The sequence below is a fragment of the Sphingomonas sp. LR60 genome (assembly GCF_036855935.1).
Classification (GTDB): Bacteria; Pseudomonadota; Alphaproteobacteria; order Sphingomonadales; family Sphingomonadaceae; genus Sphingomonas.
Window position 1 is genome coordinate 407,501 of the sequence record NZ_JASPFK010000001.1, and the last position, 20,415, is coordinate 427,915.

Below are 20,415 nucleotides of genomic sequence, written 5' to 3' on the forward strand. Positions count from 1 at the left end.
CCTGATTATCTGACTTTGGTCAGGTAATTGGGAATTTGAGTATCTCGATACTGAATACATAGGTTTCGAGAAGCGAACCCGGGGAACTGAAACATCTCAGTACCTGGAGGAAAAGACATCAACCGAGATTCCGTTAGTAGTGGCGAGCGAACGCGGACCAGGCCAGTGCCTTGATTTCAACTAGCAGAACGAACTGGAAAGTTCGGCCGTAGCGGGTGACAGCCCCGTATGCGAAAGTGATGATCAAGGACTCGAGTAAGGCGGGACACGTGTAATCCTGTCTGAACATGGGGGGACCACCCTCCAAGCCTAAATACTCGTATGCGACCGATAGCGAACTAGTACCGTGAGGGAAAGGTGAAAAGCACCCCGATGAGGGGAGTGAAACAGTACCTGAAACGGATTGCCTACAAGCAGTTGGAGGGTCCTTGAGGCCTGACAGCGTACCTCTTGCATAATGGGTCTGTGACTTAATGTTTCAAGCGAGCTTAAGCCGATAGGTGTAGGCGCAGCGAAAGCGAGTCTGAATAGGGCGACATAGTTTGAAGTATTAGACCCGAAACCCGGCGATCTATGCATGACCAGGATGAAGGTGTGGTAACACACACTGGAGGTCCGAACCGATTAACGTTGAAAAGTTACCGGATGAGTTGTGCTTAGGGGTGAAAGGCCAATCAAGCCGGGAAATAGCTGGTTCTCCGCGAAAACTATTGAGGTAGTGCCTCGGATGGACACCCTAGGGGGTAGAGCACTGGATGGATGCGGGGGTCGCGAGATCTACCAACTCTAACCAAACTCCGAATACCTAGGAGTGATATCCGGGAGACAGACGGCGGGTGCTAAGGTCCGTCGTCAAAAGGGAAACAGCCCTGACCTACAGCTAAGGTCCCCAAGTCACGTCTAAGTGGGAAAGCATGTGGGAATCCCAAAACAACCAGGAGGTTGGCTTAGAAGCAGCCATCCTTTAAAGAAAGCGTAACAGCTCACTGGTCTAGCTAAGGGTTCCTGCGGCGAAGATGTAACGGGGCTCAAGACGTGCACCGAAGCTTAGGGTGTGTCCCAGACTTGATCTGAGGATACGCGGTAGCGGAGCGTTCCGTAAGCCTGCGAAGCGATCTGGTAATGGGTCGTGGAGGTATCGGAAGTGCGAATGCAGACATGAGTAGCGATAAAGAGGGTGAGATGCCCTCTCGCCGAAAGACCAAGGGTTCCTGCGCAAGGCTAATCCGCGCAGGGTGAGCCGGCCCCTAAGACGAGCCCGAAGGGGGTAGTCGATGGGAACCACGTTAATATTCGTGGGCCTGGTGGTGTGTGACGGATGGCGTGTGTTGTCAGCTCTTAACGGATTGAGCTGGCTTCGAAGCTGTCCCGGGAAATAGCCCCACCGTATAGACCGTACCCGAAACCGACACAGGTGGTCAGGTAGAGTATACCAAGGCGCTTGAGAGAAGTGTCCTGAAGGAACTCGGCAAATTGCCTCCGTACCTTCGGAAGAAGGAGGCCCCATGTAGGCGCAAGCCATCATGGGGGGCACAGGCCAGGGGGTAGCGACTGTTTAGCAAAAACACAGGGCTCTGCTAAGTCGGCTTCAAGACGACGTATAGGGCCTGACGCCTGCCCGGTGCCTGAAGGTTAAGTGGAGGGGTGCAAGCTCTGAAATGAAGCCCAGGTAAACGGCGGCCGTAACTATAACGGTCCTAAGGTAGCGAAATTCCTTGTCGGGTAAGTTCCGACCTGCACGAATGGCGTAACGACTTCCCCACTGTCTCCAGGACATGCTCAGCGAAATTGAATTCTCCGTGAAGATGCGGAGTACCCGCGGTTAGACGGAAAGACCCCGTGCACCTTTACTGCAGCTTCAGAGTGGCAGTGGACAAGAACTGTGTAGCATAGGTGGGAGGCTTTGAAGCATTGGCGCCAGCCGGTGTGGAGCTACAGGTGAAATACCACCCTGTTGTTGTCTATTGTCTAACCTCGTACCGTGAAACCGGTACAGGGACCCTCTGTGGCGGGTAGTTTGACTGGGGCGGTCGCCTCCTAAAGAGTAACGGAGGCGCGCGAAGGTGGGCTCAGGCCGGTTGGAAACCGGCTGTTAGAGTGCAATGGCATAAGCCCGCCTGACTGCGAGACTGACAAGTCGAGCAGAGACGAAAGTCGGTCATAGTGATCCGGTGGTCCCTCGTGGAAGGGCCATCGCTCAACGGATAAAAGGTACGCCGGGGATAACAGGCTGATAACCCCCAAGAGCTCATATCGACGGGGTTGTTTGGCACCTCGATGTCGGCTCATCACATCCTGGGGCTGGAGCAGGTCCCAAGGGTTTGGCTGTTCGCCAATTAAAGTGGTACGTGAGCTGGGTTCAGAACGTCGCGAGACAGTTTGGTCCCTATCTGCCGTGGGCGTCGAAATTTGAGAGGAGTTGACCCTAGTACGAGAGGACCGGGTTGAACGTACCTCTGGTGTACCTGTCGTCGTGCCAACGGCGCAGCAGGGTAGCTATGTACGGACGGGATAACCGCTGAAAGCATCTAAGCGGGAAGCCTCCCTCGAGATAAGATTTCACAGGACGGTCGGAGACCACGACCTTGATAGATCGGATGTGGAAGCGCGGTAACGCGTGAAGCTAACCGATACTAATCGTCCTATTCGCGCTTGAGAGCACACACCCCCAACAACAGCGTTGGATGCGGGTGATGACATCCAGCCAGTAAATCAGTGCATCGATTTTGAACCAGATCCTCCCGGCCGCAAAACCGGGAAGAACTTATGTGCAGGCTCCATTGCCTGGTGGCCATAGCGTCGGTGAACCACCCGATCCCATCCCGAACTCGGCCGTGAAACCCCTCTGCGCCAATGGTACTATCGCTCAAGCGATGGAAGAGTAGGTCGCCGCCAGGCATTGCAGCTCGCACATAAAAAGAACCCATTCACTCTCCCTACACCTCGGCGCGGGGTGGAGCAGCCCGGTAGCTCGTCAGGCTCATAACCTGAAGGTCACAGGTTCAAATCCTGTCCCCGCAACCATCCATACCACAACAGCCCCGCCTCGATAGAGACGGGGCTGTCGTGCGTTAAGGGTGCATGCAGCACCAGCAAAACGCAACCAACTGCCGACAAACACACCACCAGCCATGGCGGTAACGCGCACGGCGTTTAAGGCCTGCCAATCTGGCTCTCGCGGCCCTGGTCTTATTCCATCTCGAGCTTACCGGACGCGCCCGGTACGATAGCGGTCGAACCACGCCAGGATTGCCGACGCCTTCGCCGCCGATTGCGACGGACGCGACGTGAAGCCGGCGTGGCTGGCGCCAGGCACCTTCACCAGCGCGGTCGGCACGCCGCGGATCTGGAGTGCAGCGTAATATTGCTCGGATTCGCTCACAGGCGTGCGATAATCCTCGCTGCCGACAACCACCAGCGTCGGCGTCTTCACGTTGCCGACGAGGCTGAGCGGTGAGCGGTTCCAATAACTCATCGGATCCTCCCACGGGAGCTTGGAGAACCAATAGCGCGAGGTGAACAGCGTCGCATCCATGGTCAGCGCCTCGCTGATCCAGTTGATGACCGGCTTTTGCGTAGCAGCCGCCCTGAAGCGATCGGTCTTGCCGACGATCCACGCCGTCAGCACGCCGCCGCCCGATCCGCCGGTGACGAAGAGATTGTCCGGGTCGGCGGTGCCGTCGGCGATCGCAGCATCTACCGCCGCGATCAGATCGTCATAATCTGCAGACGGATAGTTCTTGTCGATCAGATTGGCGAACTCTGCGCCGTAAGAGGTAGAGCCGCGGGGATTGGTCCACAGCACCGCATAGCCGGCCGCCGCATAAAGCTGTATGTCGGTGGCGAAGCTGGCGCCATAGGCGCTGTTCGGCCCACCATGTATCTCGAGGATCAGCGGCGCACGCGTGCCCGGCGCGAGGCCCGGCGGGGTCGCCAGCCAGGCGTCGATCGCGCGACCATCAGGCGCCTTCACTGCAATCTTCCGCACCGGGGCGAGCGCCTTGGCGGCGGTCATCACCGCATTGAGCTGCGTCAGCCGGCGCGATTTGCCGCTGCTCCATAGCCACACGTCGGCGGGGGCGGATGCATCGCCGCCGGTATAGGCGATCGCCCCGTTCTTAGCGACCGAGAAGGCGCCGCCGGTATAAGGCCGGTCGAGCCCGCCGCCCTCGACATTGTCGATCAGCGGCTGGACGCGGCCGTCGAGCCCGATCCGCGCGATGTGGCGCTGGCCGTGATCGTCGTAGCTGGCGTACAGGCTGCGCCCGTCGGCGGCCCAGGTCGCGTCCTCGATCGCCCGATCGAGCGGCGCGGTCAGCGAGCGCGGGTTCGCCGCGTTGCGATCACCTATGTAGAGTTGTGTGTTCTCATAGCTGCGGCGCTTGTCGTCGAATCCAAGCCAGGCAACGCGCGTGCCATCGGGCGCGACACGTGGCTGCGCATCGGGTCCGTCGCGGGTCGTCAATGTGCGTAGTGCACCGCTGTTTACGTCGACCGCAATTACGTCGGAGTTCATCACCTGCCGTTCGGCCTCAGGTCCGCGGATCGCGGCGAAGACGATCTCCTGCCCGTCCGGCGTCCATGACAACGGACCGCCATCGTCGAACGCCCCGAACGTCAACTGTCGCGCCGCGCCGCCGTCGGCCGCGACGACGAATAGATGGTCGCGGCCTGGTTTGACGTAGCCGGGTTCGTCGTTGCGATAGTTCACGCGGTCGATGACAGTCAGCGGCGGCGCCCATTTCGCACCCTCGGGCTTGGCCGGCGCCTTGCCGAGCGCCGCCGCCTCGCCAGCGACGGTCGCGACATAGGCGAGGCGAGTGCCGTCCGGCGACCATGCGAGCGCCTGCGGATCGCCGGGGAAGCTGGTTACGCGCGCACTGGCACCGCTGGTGAGCCAGCGGACGAAGAGCTGCGATCCGTCACCGTCCCCCGCGACATAGGCGATGCGCGTGCCGTCCGGCGACCAGCGGGGGCTCGATCCTTGGGTGGCGAACGGCGACTGCTGTCCGCTCGCCACGTCGATCAGCCACAGCGAGGATTGCATCCGGTCGGACATGATGTCGGCTGAGCGGCGGACATAGACGATCGTGCGCCCGTCGGGGCTGATCTGCGGTTCGGCAGCGATCGACAGGCCGAAGAGGTCGCCGCCGGTGAAGCCGCGGCTCGGGGCATCGGCAGGGGCGGCGTTGGGCTGCTGCTGAGCGGCGCTGACGGGGGCCGCGGCGACCAAGGCGAGGGCGAGGGACAGACGCAAGGATGATACTCCAGGAAAAGCTGTCAGTTCGTGGTCTTCACGATCGTGCCGCGGTGCATGACGAAGTCGACGTGCTCCAGTCGGGTGACGTCGTCCAGGGGCGAACCGCGCACAGCGATGATATCGGCCGTCTTGCCCGGCGCGAGCATCCCGACATCGTCGCGACCGAGCAGGGCCGCGGCCCCGGTGGTCGCGGCGGCGATCGCCTGTGCCGGCGTCAGTCCGTTCTTGACCAGCAGCGCGAACTCGGTGGCATTGTCGCCGTGCGTCGACACTCCCGTGTCGGTGCCGAAAGCGACCTTCACCCCGGCGGCATAAGCGCGGCGGTGGCTGGCGGCCATCGCTGCGGCGGCCTGCTCCGCCTTGGCGATCGTGGCGGGGGGCAGCGCTCCGCCGCGCGCCTGCGCCAGCGCGGCGACCGGCGCAATCTCGGTGGGTACCAGATACGCGCCCTTTGTCTTGAACAGCCGGATCGTGTCGTCGTCGAGGAAGGTGCCATGCTCGATCGAGTCGACCCCCGCCTCCAGCGCCGCCTTCGTGCCCTCGGCGGCATGGCTGTGCGCGGCGACCTTGCGGCCCAGCGCGTGCGCGGTATCGATGATCGCGCGCATTTCCTCGGGCGTCATCGCACGGCCCAACCCACCGCTGACGTTCGATAACACACCGCCGGTTGCGGCGAACTTGATGACCTTCGCCCCGAGCCCGACCTGCGCGCGGACCGCGCGGCGGCAGTCGTCGGGGCCGTCGCACAAATTGACCTCGTGCGCGTGGACCGCATCGGCAAATTCCTCCGCCAGTCCGTTGCCGCCATCGCCATGCCCGCCGGTGACCGAAATCATCTCGCCGGCGTTGGTGATCGTCGGTCCGTCTACGGTCCCCGCGTCGATCGCGTCACGCAGCGCGCGGATGCCCCGCGGGTCACCACCCAGATCGCGCACCGAGGTGAAGCCCGCGTTGAGCGTCGTGCGGGCATTGGCGACCGCGGTCATCTCGTCGTCGAAGCGATCGCGGGTGAGTGCGCCGAGCCGCGCCTTCATCGGATCGCCGCCGATCCCCCACAAGTGGACGTGCATGTCGACCAGTCCCGGCAGAACGAAGGCGTTGCGCAGATCCACCAGCCGCGCGCCATTCTCTGGCGCCACGAAGCCGTCGCGCAGCTCGGCGACCTTGCCGTCCCGCACCACGATCGTCGTTGCGCCGCGCGGCGCCTGGCCGGGACGATCGAGCAACGCGCCTGCCTGGATATACACCGGCGCGGCCTGCTGTTGTTGCGCCGCGGCCGGCACCGCTACTGCGGCGGCGAGGCCGACGATCAATGCCTTTAACATTTGCTGCTCCCCGTTGCCGGCATCGTTGCGGACAAGCCGCATCAAGGCAAGCGGATTGCAAGGGCCTCGCCTATCCCGAAGCGAGCAGTCGGTTAAGCAATCAAATATCGCGGGGGATCAGGCCTTTGTCGTCGCCAGATGATGCAGGACGATCCCTGACGTCGTCGCGACGTTCAGCGAGTCGAAGTCCGCCGCCATCGCAATGCGCAGGCTGTGGCTCCGTTCGATCAGCTCGTAGGAAAGGCCGGGGCCTTCCGCGCCGAGCAGCATCGCGTTGCGTCGCGCCGGACGCCAGTCGCTGAGCAGCGTCGTGCCGGCGGGACTGAGTGATACTGGTGCGAAGGCGTGGCGATCGAGCAACGCGAGCACATCCTCGCCTTGCGCGAGCCGTGCAGTGGGCACGAGCAACGTGGCACCGACCGACACCCGGATCGCCTTGCGGTACAGCGGATCACAGCAGTCCGCGTCGAGCAACACGGCCGCAACGCCAAACGCCGCCGCATTGCGGAAGATGCCGCCGATATTGTCGTGATTGGCGATGCCGGAGAGCACCAGCACGTCAGCGTCACCGTCCAATCGTGCCAGCAGCGTGTCGGCATCGGGGATGGCCGATCGGCTGCCGATCGCCAGGATCCCGCGATGCATCGCAAAGCCGGCGATCGCGTCGAGCACCGTCTGATCGGCGACGAAGACCGGCACATCGTCCGGCAGCCGGGCGAGCAATGTGCCGAGCGCCTCGACCCGCTTCGCCGCGATGAGCAGCGAGTGTGGGCGAAACAGCGTACTGCCAATCAGTTTCTCGACGACGACCTTGCCTTCGGCGACGAACAGTCCGGCCCTCCCGACGAGATCGCGTTCGCGGATGTCGCGATAGGGCTCGATCCGGGGATCGTCCGCGTCGTGGATGTCGATGAGCAGCGGCATAGGCGGCTTGGGGGGGCTCGTCGTCCGACCGGAGGTCCCGGCCTTAAGGCTGGGGCGGCATGTCTTGGCGCGGCGTGGTGTCGCCGGCTTGCGTGCGGTTCATGCTTTCCACCTCGGCAGCCGTCTTGAAGTCGAGCAACTCCACCTGGAACACCAGGTCGGCGTTGGCGGGGATCGGTCCCGACGCTTGGGCGCCATATCCAAGAGCCGCGGGGATGCAGAAGCGCGATATGCCGCCGCGCGCCATCGTCTGCAGGCCTTGCGAAAACCCCGGAATCACGCCGTCGACTGGCAGGGGCGATCGCATCCCCTGATCGAAGACCACGCCGGTCTGCCCGAGATAGCCGATATAGTTCACGAGCACGACATCTCCGGCGGTCGGCTTCGCACCGGTACCGGCGCGGAGCATGGTCGAGCCCAGACCGGTCGCCGCCGTCGTCGAGCACAGCCGCTGTCCTGCCGGAACGACGGGGTTCAGCGGCAAGGGGATGATCGCATTGTCGGTTCGGACGGAAGTCGTTGCCGCGGCTTGGGGTTTTTTCTGCGGCGACGTTGCCGCTCCGGCGAGCGTCGGTGCAGCGAGCACGGGGAGGATCGCTGCGAGGAAAAGGCGGGACGCGCGGCGCGAACGGAATGACATGCCGTCGCTATAGGCAAGGCGGGCGGCTGGCGCCACGCCGTTCATTGCGCCGTGCGGATCAAGCGTGACGATGCCCCATCGTCTCACCCAGCCGCACCTTCCGCTCGGGATGCCAGGCTTCGTTGAACGCGATCGCTTCCCTTTTCCAGAGCATCACGACGGTCGATCCGAGCAGGAAGCGACCCATTTCATCGCCCTTTTTCAGCACGATATTGTCATCATCATACGTCCATTCGGACGGCCGATTGGTGCGCTGCGGATTGACCACGCCGTACCAGACGGTCGCCATGCTGCCCACGATCGTGGCGCCGACCAAGACCATGACGAACGGGCCATGTTCCGCTGACTCGAAGACGCAGACCACCCGCTCGTTGCGCGCGAACAGGTTCGGGACGCCGCGCGCGGTGACCGGGTTCACCGAAAAGAGCTTCCCCGGCACGTAGATCATGCGGGTCAACCGGCCGTCGCATGGCATATGCAGGCGGTGGTAATCGCTTGGCGACAAATAGAGATTTGCAAAGCTGCCATGGCGGAATTGCGCGGCAAGCGCGGCATCGCCGCCCACCAATTGCGTGGTGGTGAAGCGATGGCCCTTGGCTTGCAGCATATGATGATCGTCGATCGCGCCCAACTGGCTGATCGTGCCGTCGACGGGGCAGACGAAGTCGGCGCTCGCGATCGGGCGCAGGCCGGGCTTGAGCGGGCGGGTGAAGAAGTCGTTGAAAGTCTTGTAGTTGGCGATGTCCGGTTCGGCGGCTTCGCTCATGTCGACGGCGTAGCGGGCGGCGAACCAGCGGATCAGCCGCGTCGTCGCCATGCCGCCCTGCGCGCGCGCCACCCGACCCGCCAAGGTAGTAAGGCGCTGTTTCGGCAATAGATATTGAAGCAGAACCTTCAGGCGATCAGACATTTGTACCTCGACGCGTCACTGTAGGGGCATCGCGGTGGGTGTCGACCTTCATCGCGTCAACGTTGATATCGCAGGGTTTTATCGAAACCATCGTTGGCCTTGGTCATCTTGGCGATCTTGCGAAGCTGCGCGCGGACGCTCCGCTCGAAACGACGATCGTCGTTGATGCCGGTTATCCGATATTCCTCCTGCCCGAGCAGCAGCTTGATCTGCGCGGCGAACGCGGCTGAATCGCCAGCATTTCCACCGCTTAGCAACGCGCGGCAGACCCATTCCTCGGCCGCCGCATCGTCGTAATCGCCCTGCGCCTCATAGCCGCGCCGGTCCGCCGCGGCCTGATCGAGGCGGGCGGCAGCGGCGCGGCGTTCGAGCCACGTGCGGACGAGTTCCGGGTTCCATGGTGGCGGGGTAACGGTCATCGGTGCATCCTTGCCGCCCAAAATACCGGCCTCTATCGCCAGCTGGTCGCGCGCCGTATCGCGCCATCGACCGGAACGTCGTGCAATTGCCGGTAGCGTGCCTCAACGAGGCTAAACAGGCCGAAGGCGAACAGGCCGACGCCGACGATCAGGTCGAATGGGTTGGTCAGCCACGACAGCACCCGCGCCATGCCGCCGGCCTGACTTGCCTGTTCCTCGATCCCGGCGCGTGCGAGCAGATAGCCGCTGATGAGGAACACGAGACCGCGTGCCGCATAGCCGGCGCGGCCGCTCCATTGCACCCATTGCTGTCGCGCGATTGCGGGAGCGAGATAGCGCAGGAACGAGCCCTTCACCGCCTTGGCGAGCTGGACCACGCCCAGCACGCAGAGCACGGCGGCACCGATCAGCACCAGCGCCCATCCGCCGGGTAGCTGCATGGCGGTGCGGGCGCTTTCCTGCGTGCCGTCGCCGGACAAGGCCGCGCCGCGCATCAATTGGACCGACTGCCACGCGAGCAGCAGATGGATCGCGCCGCTCACCCCGGCGCCGACGCGTTCCAGCATCCCCTTGCGGTCGGCACCGTGGCGCTCGATGTCGAGCGCGGCATCCGCCAGACGCCAGATGCCATAAGCGGTCAATCCAGCGGCGATGACGCCGAGCAGGACCTGCCCGCCACCTTGGCCGAGATATTCGATCGCCCCGCTGGGATCCTCGGCTCTCCCGGTTCGCAGGATCAGCAGAGCGATGACGATGTAGAGCAGGCCACGCGTCGCGAAGCCGATGCGGGTCAAGGCCGTCAGGCGCGAGTTGGCGTTCATGCGATCTCCCTTTTATGTCGGGAGAACAACGACCAGCCGCCGTCGTTCCAGTATTGCAACGGCTTGGCGGCGATTGCCACCTACGCTGAGCGGGCCGGCGAAGCGGTAGAGTCGCGCTCGATCAGCATGTGGCCCAGCACTCGCGCGCGCTCACCGACGGGGAGCGGCGCGCCGGCGCGCATCTCGCGGATCAGCAATTGCAGCGCCTCCGCGGCGAGTTGCTGGACGGGCTGGCGGATTGTGGTGAGCGGCGGCCATAGGGTAATCGCCGCGGTCGTGTCGTCGAACCCGGTGACCGTCAGGTCGCCCGGCACGTCGAGGTGCCGGCGGTGGGCGACCGACACGATCGCCGCCGCCATGTCGTCGTTGCTCGCGAAGATCGCGGTCGGCGGCGCCGGGCCGTCGAGCAATCGTTCCCCGGCAAGGAGCCCGGACGCGTAGCTGAAATCGCCCTGCGCGATTTGAGCCTCCACGCCATCCACCGCATCGATCGCCGCGTGGAAGCCATCGAGGCGGGCGGTGCTGGCCTGCTGGTCGGTGTTGCCGACGACGAACCCCAGTCGGCGATGCCCCATGCCGATCAGATGGCGGGTCATGTCATAGGCGGCCTGACGATCGTCGATCCCGACCGAGATCGCGTCGGCGGCGCGCGCGCCGACCAGGGCGACAGGCACCCGCGCATCGTGCAACATCGTGCGGACGCTCGCGATCTCGCCCAGCGGCGGCGCGAGAATCACCCCGCCGACCCCGGCGCCGAGCAAGCGGTCGATCGCCTCGGGCGAGGGCGCACCGCCGTTTTCGCCTTTCAGAAGGATCAACTGCGCGGCGCGGCTCGACGCCTCTTCGAAGACCCCGGCGAGGAAGTCGCTCATGAACGCGGCGCTGGGGTTGGAATAGATCACGCCGATGCGGATCTCGCGCGAGGTGACGAGGCTGCGCGCCATGAGATTGGGCGTGTAGTTTAGCGCCTTGATCGCCTCGTTGATGATCGCGCGCGTCCCCTCGCGCACCCCGGCATCGCCGTTGATGACGCGCGACACCGACATCGGCGAAACGCCGGCATGTTTGGCCACGTCGATGATCGTGACGCCGCGACGTCGCCGGGTGGATTGGGTCAAGCGCTTCCCTGAGCTGACGGCGATGGCCGTGGATCGAAGGAGGGACGTGCCTCGCTGCGTTGTGGATCGTCAATATGCAAGTTGCCGGGATCGGGTTTGACGTTCGACGCAAAGGCGGGGAGACGTTTAGCCGATAACTCCCTCCCCTTCAGGGGAGGGTCGGGGTGGGGCCGTGTCTCATGGAGACCAGCGCTTGAGACTTCCCCCACCCCAACCCCTCCCCTGAAGGGGAGGGGCTTAAGTGAAGGAGGGGAATAACGGTGATCGTTGAATGCGGATTGCCATTGCTGCCCCTTGCGCTCACGCGGCGATGACGCCTACCACAGCGTTGGTAACGTTACCTTGGGCGGGGGAAGCGGGTTGAGGCGATTTCGATCGGTGCGCTGGACGATCATCGGGCTGTTCGTCGGCGCGATGGTCATCAATTATCTGACGCGCAGCATCCTAGGGGTCGCGGCGCCCGCGATCATGACCGAGCAGGGCATCTCGTCCGCGCAATATTCGTGGATCACCGGCGCCTTTCAGTTCGGGATCATGTTCCAGCCGGTCGCGGGATATCTGCTCGACCTGATCGGGCTGAAGATCGGCTTCACCCTGTTCGTCGCGGTTTGGTCGCTGATTACCATGGGGCATGGGCTGGCGACCGGCTGGCTGGGGTTCGCCGGACTGCGCGGCGCGCTCGGGCTGGTCGAAGGATCGGCGCAACCCGCGGGGATGAAGGTCGTCGCGGAGTGGTTTCCGGCGCGCGAGCGCGGGCTGGCCGGCGGCATCTACCAGATTGGCGCGTCGTTCGGCGCGGTCTTCGCACCCATGCTGGTGGCATGGGCGGTGTTCCACCACAGCTGGCGCGCCGCCTTCTTCGTCGCGGGCGGGCTTGGGCTGGCGTGGGTCGTCGCATGGCTGGCGTGGTACGCACCGCCGCAGCGACACCGCGCGATCACCGCCGAGGAACAGCGGCTGATCGTCGATGGGCAGGAGCCTGCACTGGCGCGGCATCGTCGCCGGCCGCCGCTGCGCGAACTGCTGCGGCGTCGCAACCTGTGGACGATCGCGGCGACGCGGTTCCTCGCCGATCCGGTGTGGGGCATGTTGTCGCTGTGGATGCCGCTGTATCTGGTGAAGGTGCGGCATTTCGACCTGACGCAGATCGCGATGTTCGCATGGCTGCCGTTCCTGGCCGCCGATCTCGGTTGCCTGTTCGGACCGGCGGTGGTGGCGTGGTTGCAGCGGCGCGGCGTCGACCTGATCGACGCGCGGCGCGGCGCGTTCACGCTGGGCGCGGTGTTGATGACCGGGATGATGTTCGTCGGCACGGCGAGCAGCCCGCTCGCCGCCGTCGCGCTGCTCAGCCTCGGCGGCTTCGCGCATCAGACCTTGTCGGTGACCGTCATCACGATGGCGTCCGATCTGTTTCCGCAGGATCAGGTGGCGACCGCGACGGGCGTCTCCGGCACTGCGGCCAACCTCGGCGTGCTGATCTTCACGCTGGTGCTGGGATCGATGGTCGATAGTGTCGGCTACCAACCCTTTTTCGTCATGCTCGGGCTGCTCGACCTCGTCGGTGCCGCGCTGTTGTGGACCCTGATCAGAAAGCCGGCATGACCATCCGCAACCCCATCCTGCGCGGGTTCAATCCCGACCCGTCGATCGTCCGCGTCGGCGGCGACTATTACATCGCCACCTCGACCTTCGAGTGGTTTCCGGGCGTGCAGATCCACCATTCGCGCGATCTGGCGAATTGGTCGCTCGCCGCGCGTCCGCTGTGTCGCGCGTCGCAACTCGACATGCGCGGCAATCCGGATTCATGCGGGGTGTGGGCGTCGGACCTCAGCCATGCGCACGGCCGCTTCCACCTGATCTATACCGACGTGAAGCGCTATGGCCGGACGACCGTAGACGGCGCGAAGGGCGTGTCGTTGCGCGACTTCCACAATTACTGGGTGTGGAGCGACCGCATCGACGGCGAATGGTCGGACCCGGTGCATCTGAACAGCAGCGGCTTCGACCCCGCGCTGTTCCACGACGACGATGGTCGCAGCTGGCTGCTCAACATGTTGTGGGATCATCGTCCCGATCGCAAGCGCTTCGGCGGGATCGTCGCGCAGGAGATCGACCTCACGACCGGGCGGATGATCGGCGAGCGGCGCGTGATCTTCGAGGGGACGCCGCTCGGCTTCACCGAGGGACCGCATCTCTACAAGCGCAACGGCTGGTATCATCTGCTGGTGGCGGAAGGCGGGACCGAGCGCGGCCATGCGGTGGTGATGGCGCGTGCGCGCAGCCTGTTCGGGCCGTACGAGGCGCATCCCGACGGGCCGGTGCTCACCGCGCGCGATCGGCCCGACGCGGCGCTTCAGCGCACCGGTCATGGCGATCTGGTCGAAACGCCGGAGGGCGAGACGTGGCTGGCATATCTGTGCGGTCGGCCGCTGCCGGCCAGCGACCGCTGCGTGCTGGGGCGTGAAACCGCGATCCAGCCGATGCTTTGGGGCGGGGACGACTGGCTGCGCCCGGCCGCGCCGCAACTCGAGGTACCCGGACCCGCGGGCGCGACGCCGCCGATCGAGGCACGCGACGCGTTCACCGGCCCTGACCTCCCCATGGCGTTCCAGTGGCTGCGTACGCCCCGTCCGGAGCGGCTGTTCAGCCTGACGGAGCGCGCGGGGCATCTGCGGTTGTACGGGCGCGAGACGATCGGCAGCCTCTTCGAACAGGCGCTGGTGGCGCGGCGCCAGCAGGCGTTCCGCTATCATGCGGAGACATCGGTCGAGTTCGTGCCGGAGCATTTCCAGCAGGCGGCGGGGCTGGTCTGCTATTACAATTCGACCAAGTTCCACTTCCTGCACCTGACCGCCGATGATGCGGGGCGGCGGCTGTTGCAGGTGTTGTCGGTGTTGCCGATCGGCGAGGGGGCTACGACGCTGTCCGCACCGATCTACGTTGACGACGGTCCGATCGCGCTGCGGGTCGAGGTGGATCATGAGGCGATGCGCTTCGGCTTCCGTTCGGCGGCCGACGCGGCGTGGCAGTGGCTGGGCGAGACGTTCGATGCCAGCCTGTTGTCCGACGAGGCGACCTTGCCGGGGCTGCCGAACTTCACCGGCGGCTTCGTCGGTATCGCCTGCCAGGACATGTCGGGGGGCGGGCTTGCGGCGGATTTCCGGTACTTCGACTATGTCGAGCAGGACGAGCCTTCGCGCTGACCGCAAGGCGATGATGATCGGATGCAGTGCCCGACGTCAGTCGCGTCGGGGCAAGCGAGCCCGCGCGCTGAAGGTTGTCCAGATTTTGGAGAGTGGTGCCCAAGGGCGGATTCGAACCACCGACACTGCGATTTTCAGTCGCATGCTCTACCAACTGAGCTACTTGGGCGCACCGCTTTTCAGCAGCGAGGCGCGTCCCCTAGTCCGTGTCGGCGCGGCTGTCCAGCGATTCCGTGTCGATTGTTTCGCCGGGCAGGCGATAGCCTTCGCCGAGCCATTGCAACAGGTCACGGTCCTTGCAGCCGCGGCTGCAGAAGGGCGCGTGGTCGGGGACCGACGGAGCGGTGCAGATCGGGCAGCGGGTCATGCTCATCAATCGAATATGGGGGCGCGACCGGTGCGGCGCACCAGCAGCTCGATCCAGTCGGGACGGGATTCGAGCCGCGTGCGGACCGGGGCGGAGAGGCGGATCGCGTTGGGCGCGTCGGGGGGCACGCGCTCGAGCTGGCGCAGCGCGGCCCGGGCGGCGGTGCCCGCGGGATCGTCGCGGACGCGCTCGGGCAGCGAGGCGCGGGGGCGCGGGCGGACGATCTGGAGGAAGCCGAAGCCGTTGACCGCGGTACGCTCGAACGGCGGCGGCAGCGCGGCGTCGAGCGCGGCGGCGACCTCCTGCCGGAGCGCCTTGCCCGCGATGCTGGGGAAATCGATGCCGATCGATCCGCCGATCGCGTGGCGGCGGATCGCAAGCGCGACGGCGGTGGCGGCGCGGATCGCGAGCTGGTCGAGCGGGCCGTCGCCATCGACGTCGAACAGGGTCATCGCCGGGGTCGGGGTCATACGCAGCGCGCCGCCCGCGAAGGCGATCTCGCCGGTCTGCGCTTCCTCGATCACCTCCGACCAGCCGGCGGCCTCGAGCGCGTCGGGCTGGTGCGCGCGGAGGGTGCGGACCGGGTGCGGCGTCGCGGTGATGCGCGCGAGCAGATCGGGGCCGGGGGCGGGTGCGGCATCGGTGACGCGCGCACGCGGGCGCTTGGCGCGGCCGGGTTCGGGGATCGCCTCGCGGATCACTTCGATCGTCGCCAGCGCGCCGAGCGTCACGCCGGGTGGCGCGCGGTCGAGGATCACTTCCTGCCCGTCGTCAAGCGTCGCGATCAGCTTCTCGGTGAGGCGGGCGCGGGCGATGGTGCCGACGCGCAGGGTTTCGGGCAGTTCGATGCGCGCGGCGAGGATGCGGTCGCCGGCGATCAGCGCGGCGCGCGCCTCGCCGATCCCGTCCTCATAGAGCCATTCAGCCAAAGGCGATGCCGCTCGCGGCGAGCAGTGCGCGCGTCTCGAATAGCGGCAGTCCGATCACGCCGGAGTGGCTGCCGTGGAGGAAGCGTACGAACGCCTCGGCGCGGCCTTGGATCGCATAGCCGCCGGCCTTACCCAGCCCCTCGCCGCACGCGACATAGGCGTCGACCTCGGCAGGGGAGAGCGGCTTGAACGCGACGATCGTGTCCGCGAGCCGGGCGCGCTCGGTGCCATCGGGCGCGATCGTGCAGACCGCCGACAGCGCATGGTGGCGACGCCCGGAGAGCAGGCCCAGCAGCGTGCGCTGGATCGCCTCGTCGGTGGCGGGGGGCAGTATGCGGCGGCCCAGCGCGATCGTCGTGTCGCCGGCCAGCACCGCTTCGTCCGCCGCCCGCGGCACCGCACGCGCCTTTTCAACCGCGAGACGCAGCGCATAGGCGCGTGGCAATTCGCGCGGGTGCGGCGTCTCGTCGATCTCGGGCGCGACGATCCGATCCGGCACGACACCGATCCGCGCGAGCAGGTCGCGACGGCGCGGTGAGGAGGAGGCGAGGACGAGGCGGGTCATGGTCGCGCGCCCGACAGCAGGCGCGAGAAGAGGATCGGGACGGCGCGCGTCAGGACGGGCCCGGGCCACCGCGACCCGGCATGAAGCGGTAGGTGATCCGCCCCTTGGTCAGATCGTAGGGGGTCAGTTCCACCAGGACTTCGTCGCCCACCAGCACGCGAATGCGGTTCTTGCGCATCTTGCCGGCGGTGTGGCCGAGGATTTCGTGATCGTTCTCGAGCCGGACGCGGAACATCGCATTGGGGAGTAGCTCCACCACCTGCCCGCGCATCTCGAGGAGTTCTTCTTTCGCCAAACGGGGTCTCTTTCGCGTTGAGTGCGCGCGGCCTTAGCCGAGAAGACGAAAAAGGAAAGGCGCGCGAAGGAGGGCGCCGCAACGGCGCCCGCGTTGCCGGAGACATAGGTGACGCCGAGCACGCGCGCAAGGTGCGCCTGAACGATGATCTCTGCGAGACCGGGCTGCCCGCGGTTAGCGGTCAGCGGCCGTCGAGCAGCATCGTCAGTTCGCGCGACAGGCTTTCGAAGCGATAAGGCTTGGCGAGGAACCGGCCATCGTCCGGGATGTCGTCGCGCGACGGGCGCGTGTCGCCCGAGGTCAATAGGATGCGGATCGCAGGCCAGCGTTCGTGGACCACCTCCGCCAGCTTGAGCCCGTCCATCGAGCCGGGCATCCGGATATCGGTGAACAGCACCTCGACATCGTCCGCCGCCTCCAGCACCGCGAGCGCCTCGTCGGCACAGGCCGCCTCGATGACCGCATAGCCTGCCTCTTCCAGCGCATCGGCACCGATCATGCGGACGAACAATTCGTCCTCGACGATTAAGACGGTGGTGGAGCGGGTTCTCTCCCCGGCGATCGTAGCTGACATGCCGTCGCTCCGCCTAGCGATCGCTGTGCCGCGTGCGCAACAGCGCCAGCGCGGCAAGACCCATCGCCGCCCCTGCGGCGGTGGCGGTGGCGAACGGATGGCGGCCAGCGGTTTCGTAGACGCTGACGCGCCGGCCGTGTTGGTCGTGTGACCGCTCCTTGCCATTGGCGACGGGGGCGGCGAGATTGTCGTGGCGGCTTGGCGGGCGCTTCGGATCGCGCAGCCATGGCAGCAACGTGCCGCCGAGGCGGTCGAGCAGGCTGGGGAAATGCTGTGCGGTCAGCACCTGCAGGCGGCCGGTGCCGCCCACCGTCACGTCGCGGCGGCGGTGTTCGGCCGCGTCGAGGATCGCTTCGGCCACCAGCTCAGGATCGTAGACCGGCGGCGGGAGCAGCGCCGCCCCATCGAGGTGATTGGCGGCATGATCCGCGATCGGGGTGTCGATCCCCGACGGCTTGATGAGCGTCACCGAGATCGGAAGCCGATCGGCGTTGATCTCGATCCGCAGCGAGTCGACATAGCCCTTCACGGCGTGCTTGCTCGCAGCATACGCACCCATGCCGGGGCTGGGAATGTCCGCGACGATCGAGCCGACCGTGATCAGCGCGCCGCCCGCGCGTTGCAGATGCTCGACCGCGGTGAGGCATCCGTGGACCGCACCGAAATAATTGGTGCGCAGCAATTGCTCGTGCTCGTCCATCGGCGTGTCGAGCAACTTGGCATAGATCGCGACGCCGGCATCGTTGACCCAGGTGTCGATGCGGCCGAACCGCTCGACGGCCTTCGTCGCCGCACGTTGCACGTCGCGCAGGTCGCCGACATCGGCGATCGCGAAATCGGCGTGCCCGCCAGCCTCGGTGATCTCCCGAACGATCCGCACCAACGCATCGCCATCACGCGACACCAGCACGACGCGCGCGCCGCGCTTTGCGGCCAGACGGGCGGTGACGAGCCCGATCCCGGAACTGGCACCGGTGATGAGGATGACCTGATCGGCGAGCGGCTTGAGCGTCGGAGTCATCGAGCAATCCCCGTCACTGACGCAGGACGCGGCGGCGCTGGGCGCGGATCGGGCATCGTATGTCATTCCATTCTTGTGCGAACCTTGCCTTTGTAACCCGCCGTGTCGCCATCGGTTCATCCCCGCTGAAGATCTCGCGCGTGGCGGGGCGATTGCAGGGCGCGCCGCGCGTGCTCAAGGGATGGCAGGCTGCGGAGGAGACGAGCGTGCGAACGGCATGGATGATGGTGGCAGGCGGGCTGGGGCTGGCGACGTCGGTACAGGCGCAAGCCACACGCGACGTCCAATATGACCTGTCGTTTCCCGATGCGGCGCATCATCGCGCGCAGATCGTCGCGACGTGGCGCGGCGTGCCCGCCGGGCCGCTGCGCGTGGAGATGGCGCGATCCTCGCCGGGGCGTTACGCGCTGCACGAATTCGGCAAGAACGTCTTCGCGGTCACCGCGCAGGACGGGGCAGGGCGACCGTTGCCGCTGACGCGCACCGACCCTTATGGCTGGAGCGTCGCCGGGCACGACGGCACCGTGGTGATCCGCTACACGCTGTTCGGCAATCGCGGTGACGGCACCTATGTGCAGATCGACACGCGCCACGCGCACCTCAATCCACCCGCGGCGTTGATGTGGGCCAACGGCTTCGATGCCGCGCCGGTGCGCGTCAGGATCGTGTCTCCCGAACCCGGCTGGACGATCGCGACGCAACTTCCACCGGTCGCAAAACAGTCGAACACCTTCTCCGCGTCCGACCTGCAATATCTCATGGACAGCCCGATCGAGGTCGCGCGGCAGGACATCCGCGAGTGGCCGGTCGGGGAGGGGAAGCAGCGCTACACGATCCGGCTGGCGGTGCACCACGACGGGACCGCCGCCGAGGTCGACCGGCTCGCGGCGCAGGTGCAGCAACTGATCCCGCAGCATCGCAAGCTGTTCGGCGAATGGCCGCGCTTCGATCACGGCAGCTACACGTTCCTCGCCGATTACACGCCGCAGATCTCCGGCGACGGCATGGAACATCGCAATTCGACGGTCGTGACGACACCGACCCCGCTCGACGGCACCAACGCCGTACAGCTTTCGACGATTTCGCACGAGTTCTTCCATGCCTGGAACGTCGAGCGCTTGCGCCCGCGTGAGCTGGAGCCGTTCGACTTCACGCGCGCCAATGCGACGCCCTCTTTGTGGTTCGCGGAGGGCTTCACCAATTACTACGGGCCGTTGATGCTGCGTCGTGCCGGGCTGACCGATATCGACGGTTGGGCACGGACGACCGCGGCGACGCTCAACACCGTGTTGTTCTCGCCCGCGCGCCGCAACGGTGGTCCGCAGGAAATGAGCCTGCGCGCGCCGTTCGCCGATGCCGCGACCTCGATCGATCCGGTCGCGCCGGACGTCTATCTATCCTATTACCCGTACGGACAAATCGTCGCGTTGGCGCTGGACCTGTCGATCCGGCAGCGCTTCCCCAAGCGAACGCTCGACGATGTCATGCGCTATCTGTGGCAGACGTATGGAAAGACCGAGCGGCCTTATGCGCCGGACGACCTGCGGCGCGGGCTCGCGACGGTGACCGGCGACGCCACGTTCGCCGATGCCTTTTTCGCCGCCTCCGTGACGGGTAGCGCGCTGCCGAATTTCGTCCCGCTGCTCGCACAGGCCGGACTGGTGTTGCGCCCGGCCGCGCCGCGGCACGGCTATATCGGCGCAGGTGCCGTGACGGAAACGCCTGCCGGCGTGGCGCTGTCGGCGGCACCTGTCTCGGGCTCGCCGCTTAATGGCGCCGGCCTGGACGCCGGTGACCGGATCGTCGCGATCGACGGTGCGCCGATCGCCGATGCGGCGGGCTGGAACGCCGCGCTGGCGCTGCTGAGGCCCGGTGCGACGGTGACGATCCGCTTCGCGCGAACGGGCATCGAGCAACAACGCAGCCTGCGGGCGCTGGCCGATCCGCGGCTGGAGATCGTGCGGGTCGAGACGATCGGCGGCAAGCTGAGCGCCAGACAGCGCGCTTTCCGCGACCAATGGCTAAACGGATAATTAACCTTCTA

General features: G+C 65.7%; 17 protein-coding genes, 2 tRNA genes and 2 rRNA genes (1 of these 21 running past the window's edge). 6 read left to right on the top strand and 15 right to left on the bottom strand.

Annotated elements, in window-relative coordinates:
- The 3 genes from QP166_RS01880 to QP166_RS01890 form a co-directional block, all read left to right on the top strand.
- Positions 1 to 2,657 (top strand): 23S ribosomal RNA (locus tag QP166_RS01880) (it extends 135 nt beyond the left edge of the window).
- Positions 2,658 to 2,783: 126 nt separating this feature from the next.
- A 5S ribosomal RNA gene (rrf, locus tag QP166_RS01885) occupies positions 2,784 to 2,898 on the top strand.
- 49 nt (positions 2,899 to 2,947) lie between these two features.
- Positions 2,948 to 3,024, top strand: a tRNA-Met gene (locus QP166_RS01890).
- A gap of 181 nt (positions 3,025 to 3,205) precedes the next feature.
- On the opposite strand, the gene QP166_RS01895 is transcribed toward QP166_RS01890, so the two are convergent.
- The 8 genes from QP166_RS01895 to QP166_RS01930 all read right to left on the bottom strand — a co-directional run bounded on the left by QP166_RS01895 (position 3,206) and on the right by QP166_RS01930 (position 11,417).
- The gene (locus QP166_RS01895) at positions 3,206 to 5,257 is read right to left on the bottom strand and encodes a S9 family peptidase (RefSeq protein ID WP_333914373.1); all 2,052 of its coding nucleotides are present in this window, start codon (positions 5,255 to 5,257) and stop codon (positions 3,206 to 3,208) included.
- 23 nt (positions 5,258 to 5,280) lie between these two features.
- The gene (locus QP166_RS01900; RefSeq protein WP_333914374.1) at positions 5,281 to 6,585 is read right to left on the bottom strand and encodes a metal-dependent hydrolase family protein; all 1,305 of its coding nucleotides are present in this window, start codon (positions 6,583 to 6,585) and stop codon (positions 5,281 to 5,283) included.
- A 117-nt stretch (positions 6,586 to 6,702) separates the two neighbouring features.
- Positions 6,703 to 7,509: a TrmH family RNA methyltransferase gene (locus QP166_RS01905; protein WP_333914375.1), complete on the bottom strand. Its 807-nt coding sequence runs from the start codon at positions 7,507 to 7,509 to the stop codon at positions 6,703 to 6,705.
- Between the two features lie 43 nt (positions 7,510 to 7,552).
- Positions 7,553 to 8,194, bottom strand: a complete 642-nt coding sequence (locus tag QP166_RS01910; RefSeq protein ID WP_333914376.1) for an FKBP-type peptidyl-prolyl cis-trans isomerase — start codon at positions 8,192 to 8,194, stop codon at positions 7,553 to 7,555.
- A 13-nt stretch (positions 8,195 to 8,207) separates the two neighbouring features.
- Positions 8,208 to 9,059: an archaetidylserine decarboxylase gene (gene asd, locus QP166_RS01915; RefSeq protein WP_333914377.1), complete on the bottom strand. Its 852-nt coding sequence runs from the start codon at positions 9,057 to 9,059 to the stop codon at positions 8,208 to 8,210.
- 56 nt (positions 9,060 to 9,115) lie between these two features.
- Positions 9,116 to 9,478 (bottom strand): hypothetical protein, encoded by a 363-nt coding sequence (locus QP166_RS01920; protein ID WP_333914378.1) that lies wholly within the window; start codon positions 9,476 to 9,478, stop codon positions 9,116 to 9,118.
- A gap of 32 nt (positions 9,479 to 9,510) precedes the next feature.
- Positions 9,511 to 10,299 carry a DUF1206 domain-containing protein gene (locus QP166_RS01925; protein WP_333914379.1) on the bottom strand — a complete coding sequence of 263 codons (789 nt, stop codon included), beginning with the start codon at positions 10,297 to 10,299 and terminating at the stop codon, positions 9,511 to 9,513.
- A gap of 80 nt (positions 10,300 to 10,379) precedes the next feature.
- Positions 10,380 to 11,417 carry a LacI family DNA-binding transcriptional regulator gene (locus QP166_RS01930; protein WP_333914380.1) on the bottom strand — a complete coding sequence of 346 codons (1,038 nt, stop codon included), beginning with the start codon at positions 11,415 to 11,417 and terminating at the stop codon, positions 10,380 to 10,382.
- Positions 11,418 to 11,777: 360 nt separating this feature from the next.
- Between QP166_RS01930 and QP166_RS01935 the strand changes: the two genes are divergently transcribed.
- Positions 11,778 to 13,019, top strand: a complete 1,242-nt coding sequence (locus tag QP166_RS01935) for an MFS transporter (protein ID WP_333914381.1) — start codon at positions 11,778 to 11,780, stop codon at positions 13,017 to 13,019.
- Positions 13,016 to 14,620, top strand: a complete 1,605-nt coding sequence (locus QP166_RS01940) for a glycoside hydrolase family 43 protein (RefSeq protein ID WP_333914382.1) — start codon at positions 13,016 to 13,018, stop codon at positions 14,618 to 14,620. The genes QP166_RS01935 and QP166_RS01940 overlap by 4 nt, the downstream gene beginning before the upstream one ends.
- Before the next feature lie 93 nt (positions 14,621 to 14,713).
- Here the strand turns inward: QP166_RS01940 and QP166_RS01945 are convergent.
- From QP166_RS01945 to QP166_RS01975, 7 genes are all read right to left on the bottom strand, one after another.
- Positions 14,714 to 14,789 (bottom strand) — tRNA-Phe (locus tag QP166_RS01945).
- Between the two features lie 30 nt (positions 14,790 to 14,819).
- On the bottom strand, positions 14,820 to 14,993 hold the full coding sequence (locus QP166_RS01950; protein ID WP_333914383.1) for a DNA gyrase inhibitor YacG: 174 nt from the start codon (positions 14,991 to 14,993) through the stop codon (positions 14,820 to 14,822).
- On the bottom strand, positions 14,993 to 15,916 hold the full coding sequence (locus QP166_RS01955; protein WP_333914384.1) for a ribonuclease: 924 nt from the start codon (positions 15,914 to 15,916) through the stop codon (positions 14,993 to 14,995). The genes QP166_RS01950 and QP166_RS01955 overlap by 1 nt, the downstream gene beginning before the upstream one ends.
- Entirely contained in the window at positions 15,909 to 16,481 is a 573-nt protein-coding gene (locus QP166_RS01960) for a Maf family protein (RefSeq protein WP_333914385.1), read from the bottom strand. Before QP166_RS01960 ends, QP166_RS01955 begins: the two co-directional genes overlap by 8 nt.
- 49 nt (positions 16,482 to 16,530) lie before the next feature.
- Positions 16,531 to 16,776 carry a translation initiation factor IF-1 gene (infA, locus tag QP166_RS01965; RefSeq protein WP_022685627.1) on the bottom strand — a complete coding sequence of 82 codons (246 nt, stop codon included), beginning with the start codon at positions 16,774 to 16,776 and terminating at the stop codon, positions 16,531 to 16,533.
- A 181-nt stretch (positions 16,777 to 16,957) separates the two neighbouring features.
- Entirely contained in the window at positions 16,958 to 17,350 is a 393-nt protein-coding gene (locus QP166_RS01970) for a response regulator (RefSeq protein ID WP_333914386.1), read from the bottom strand.
- Between the two features lie 13 nt (positions 17,351 to 17,363).
- Positions 17,364 to 18,371: an SDR family oxidoreductase gene (locus QP166_RS01975; RefSeq protein ID WP_333914387.1), complete on the bottom strand. Its 1,008-nt coding sequence runs from the start codon at positions 18,369 to 18,371 to the stop codon at positions 17,364 to 17,366.
- Between the two features lie 140 nt (positions 18,372 to 18,511).
- On the opposite strand from QP166_RS01975, the gene QP166_RS01980 reads away from it, so the two are divergent.
- A complete protein-coding gene (locus QP166_RS01980; protein ID WP_333914388.1) occupies positions 18,512 to 20,404 on the top strand; it encodes a M61 family metallopeptidase in 1,893 nt (630 codons plus the stop codon).
- Positions 20,405 to 20,415: the final 11 nt, after the last annotated feature.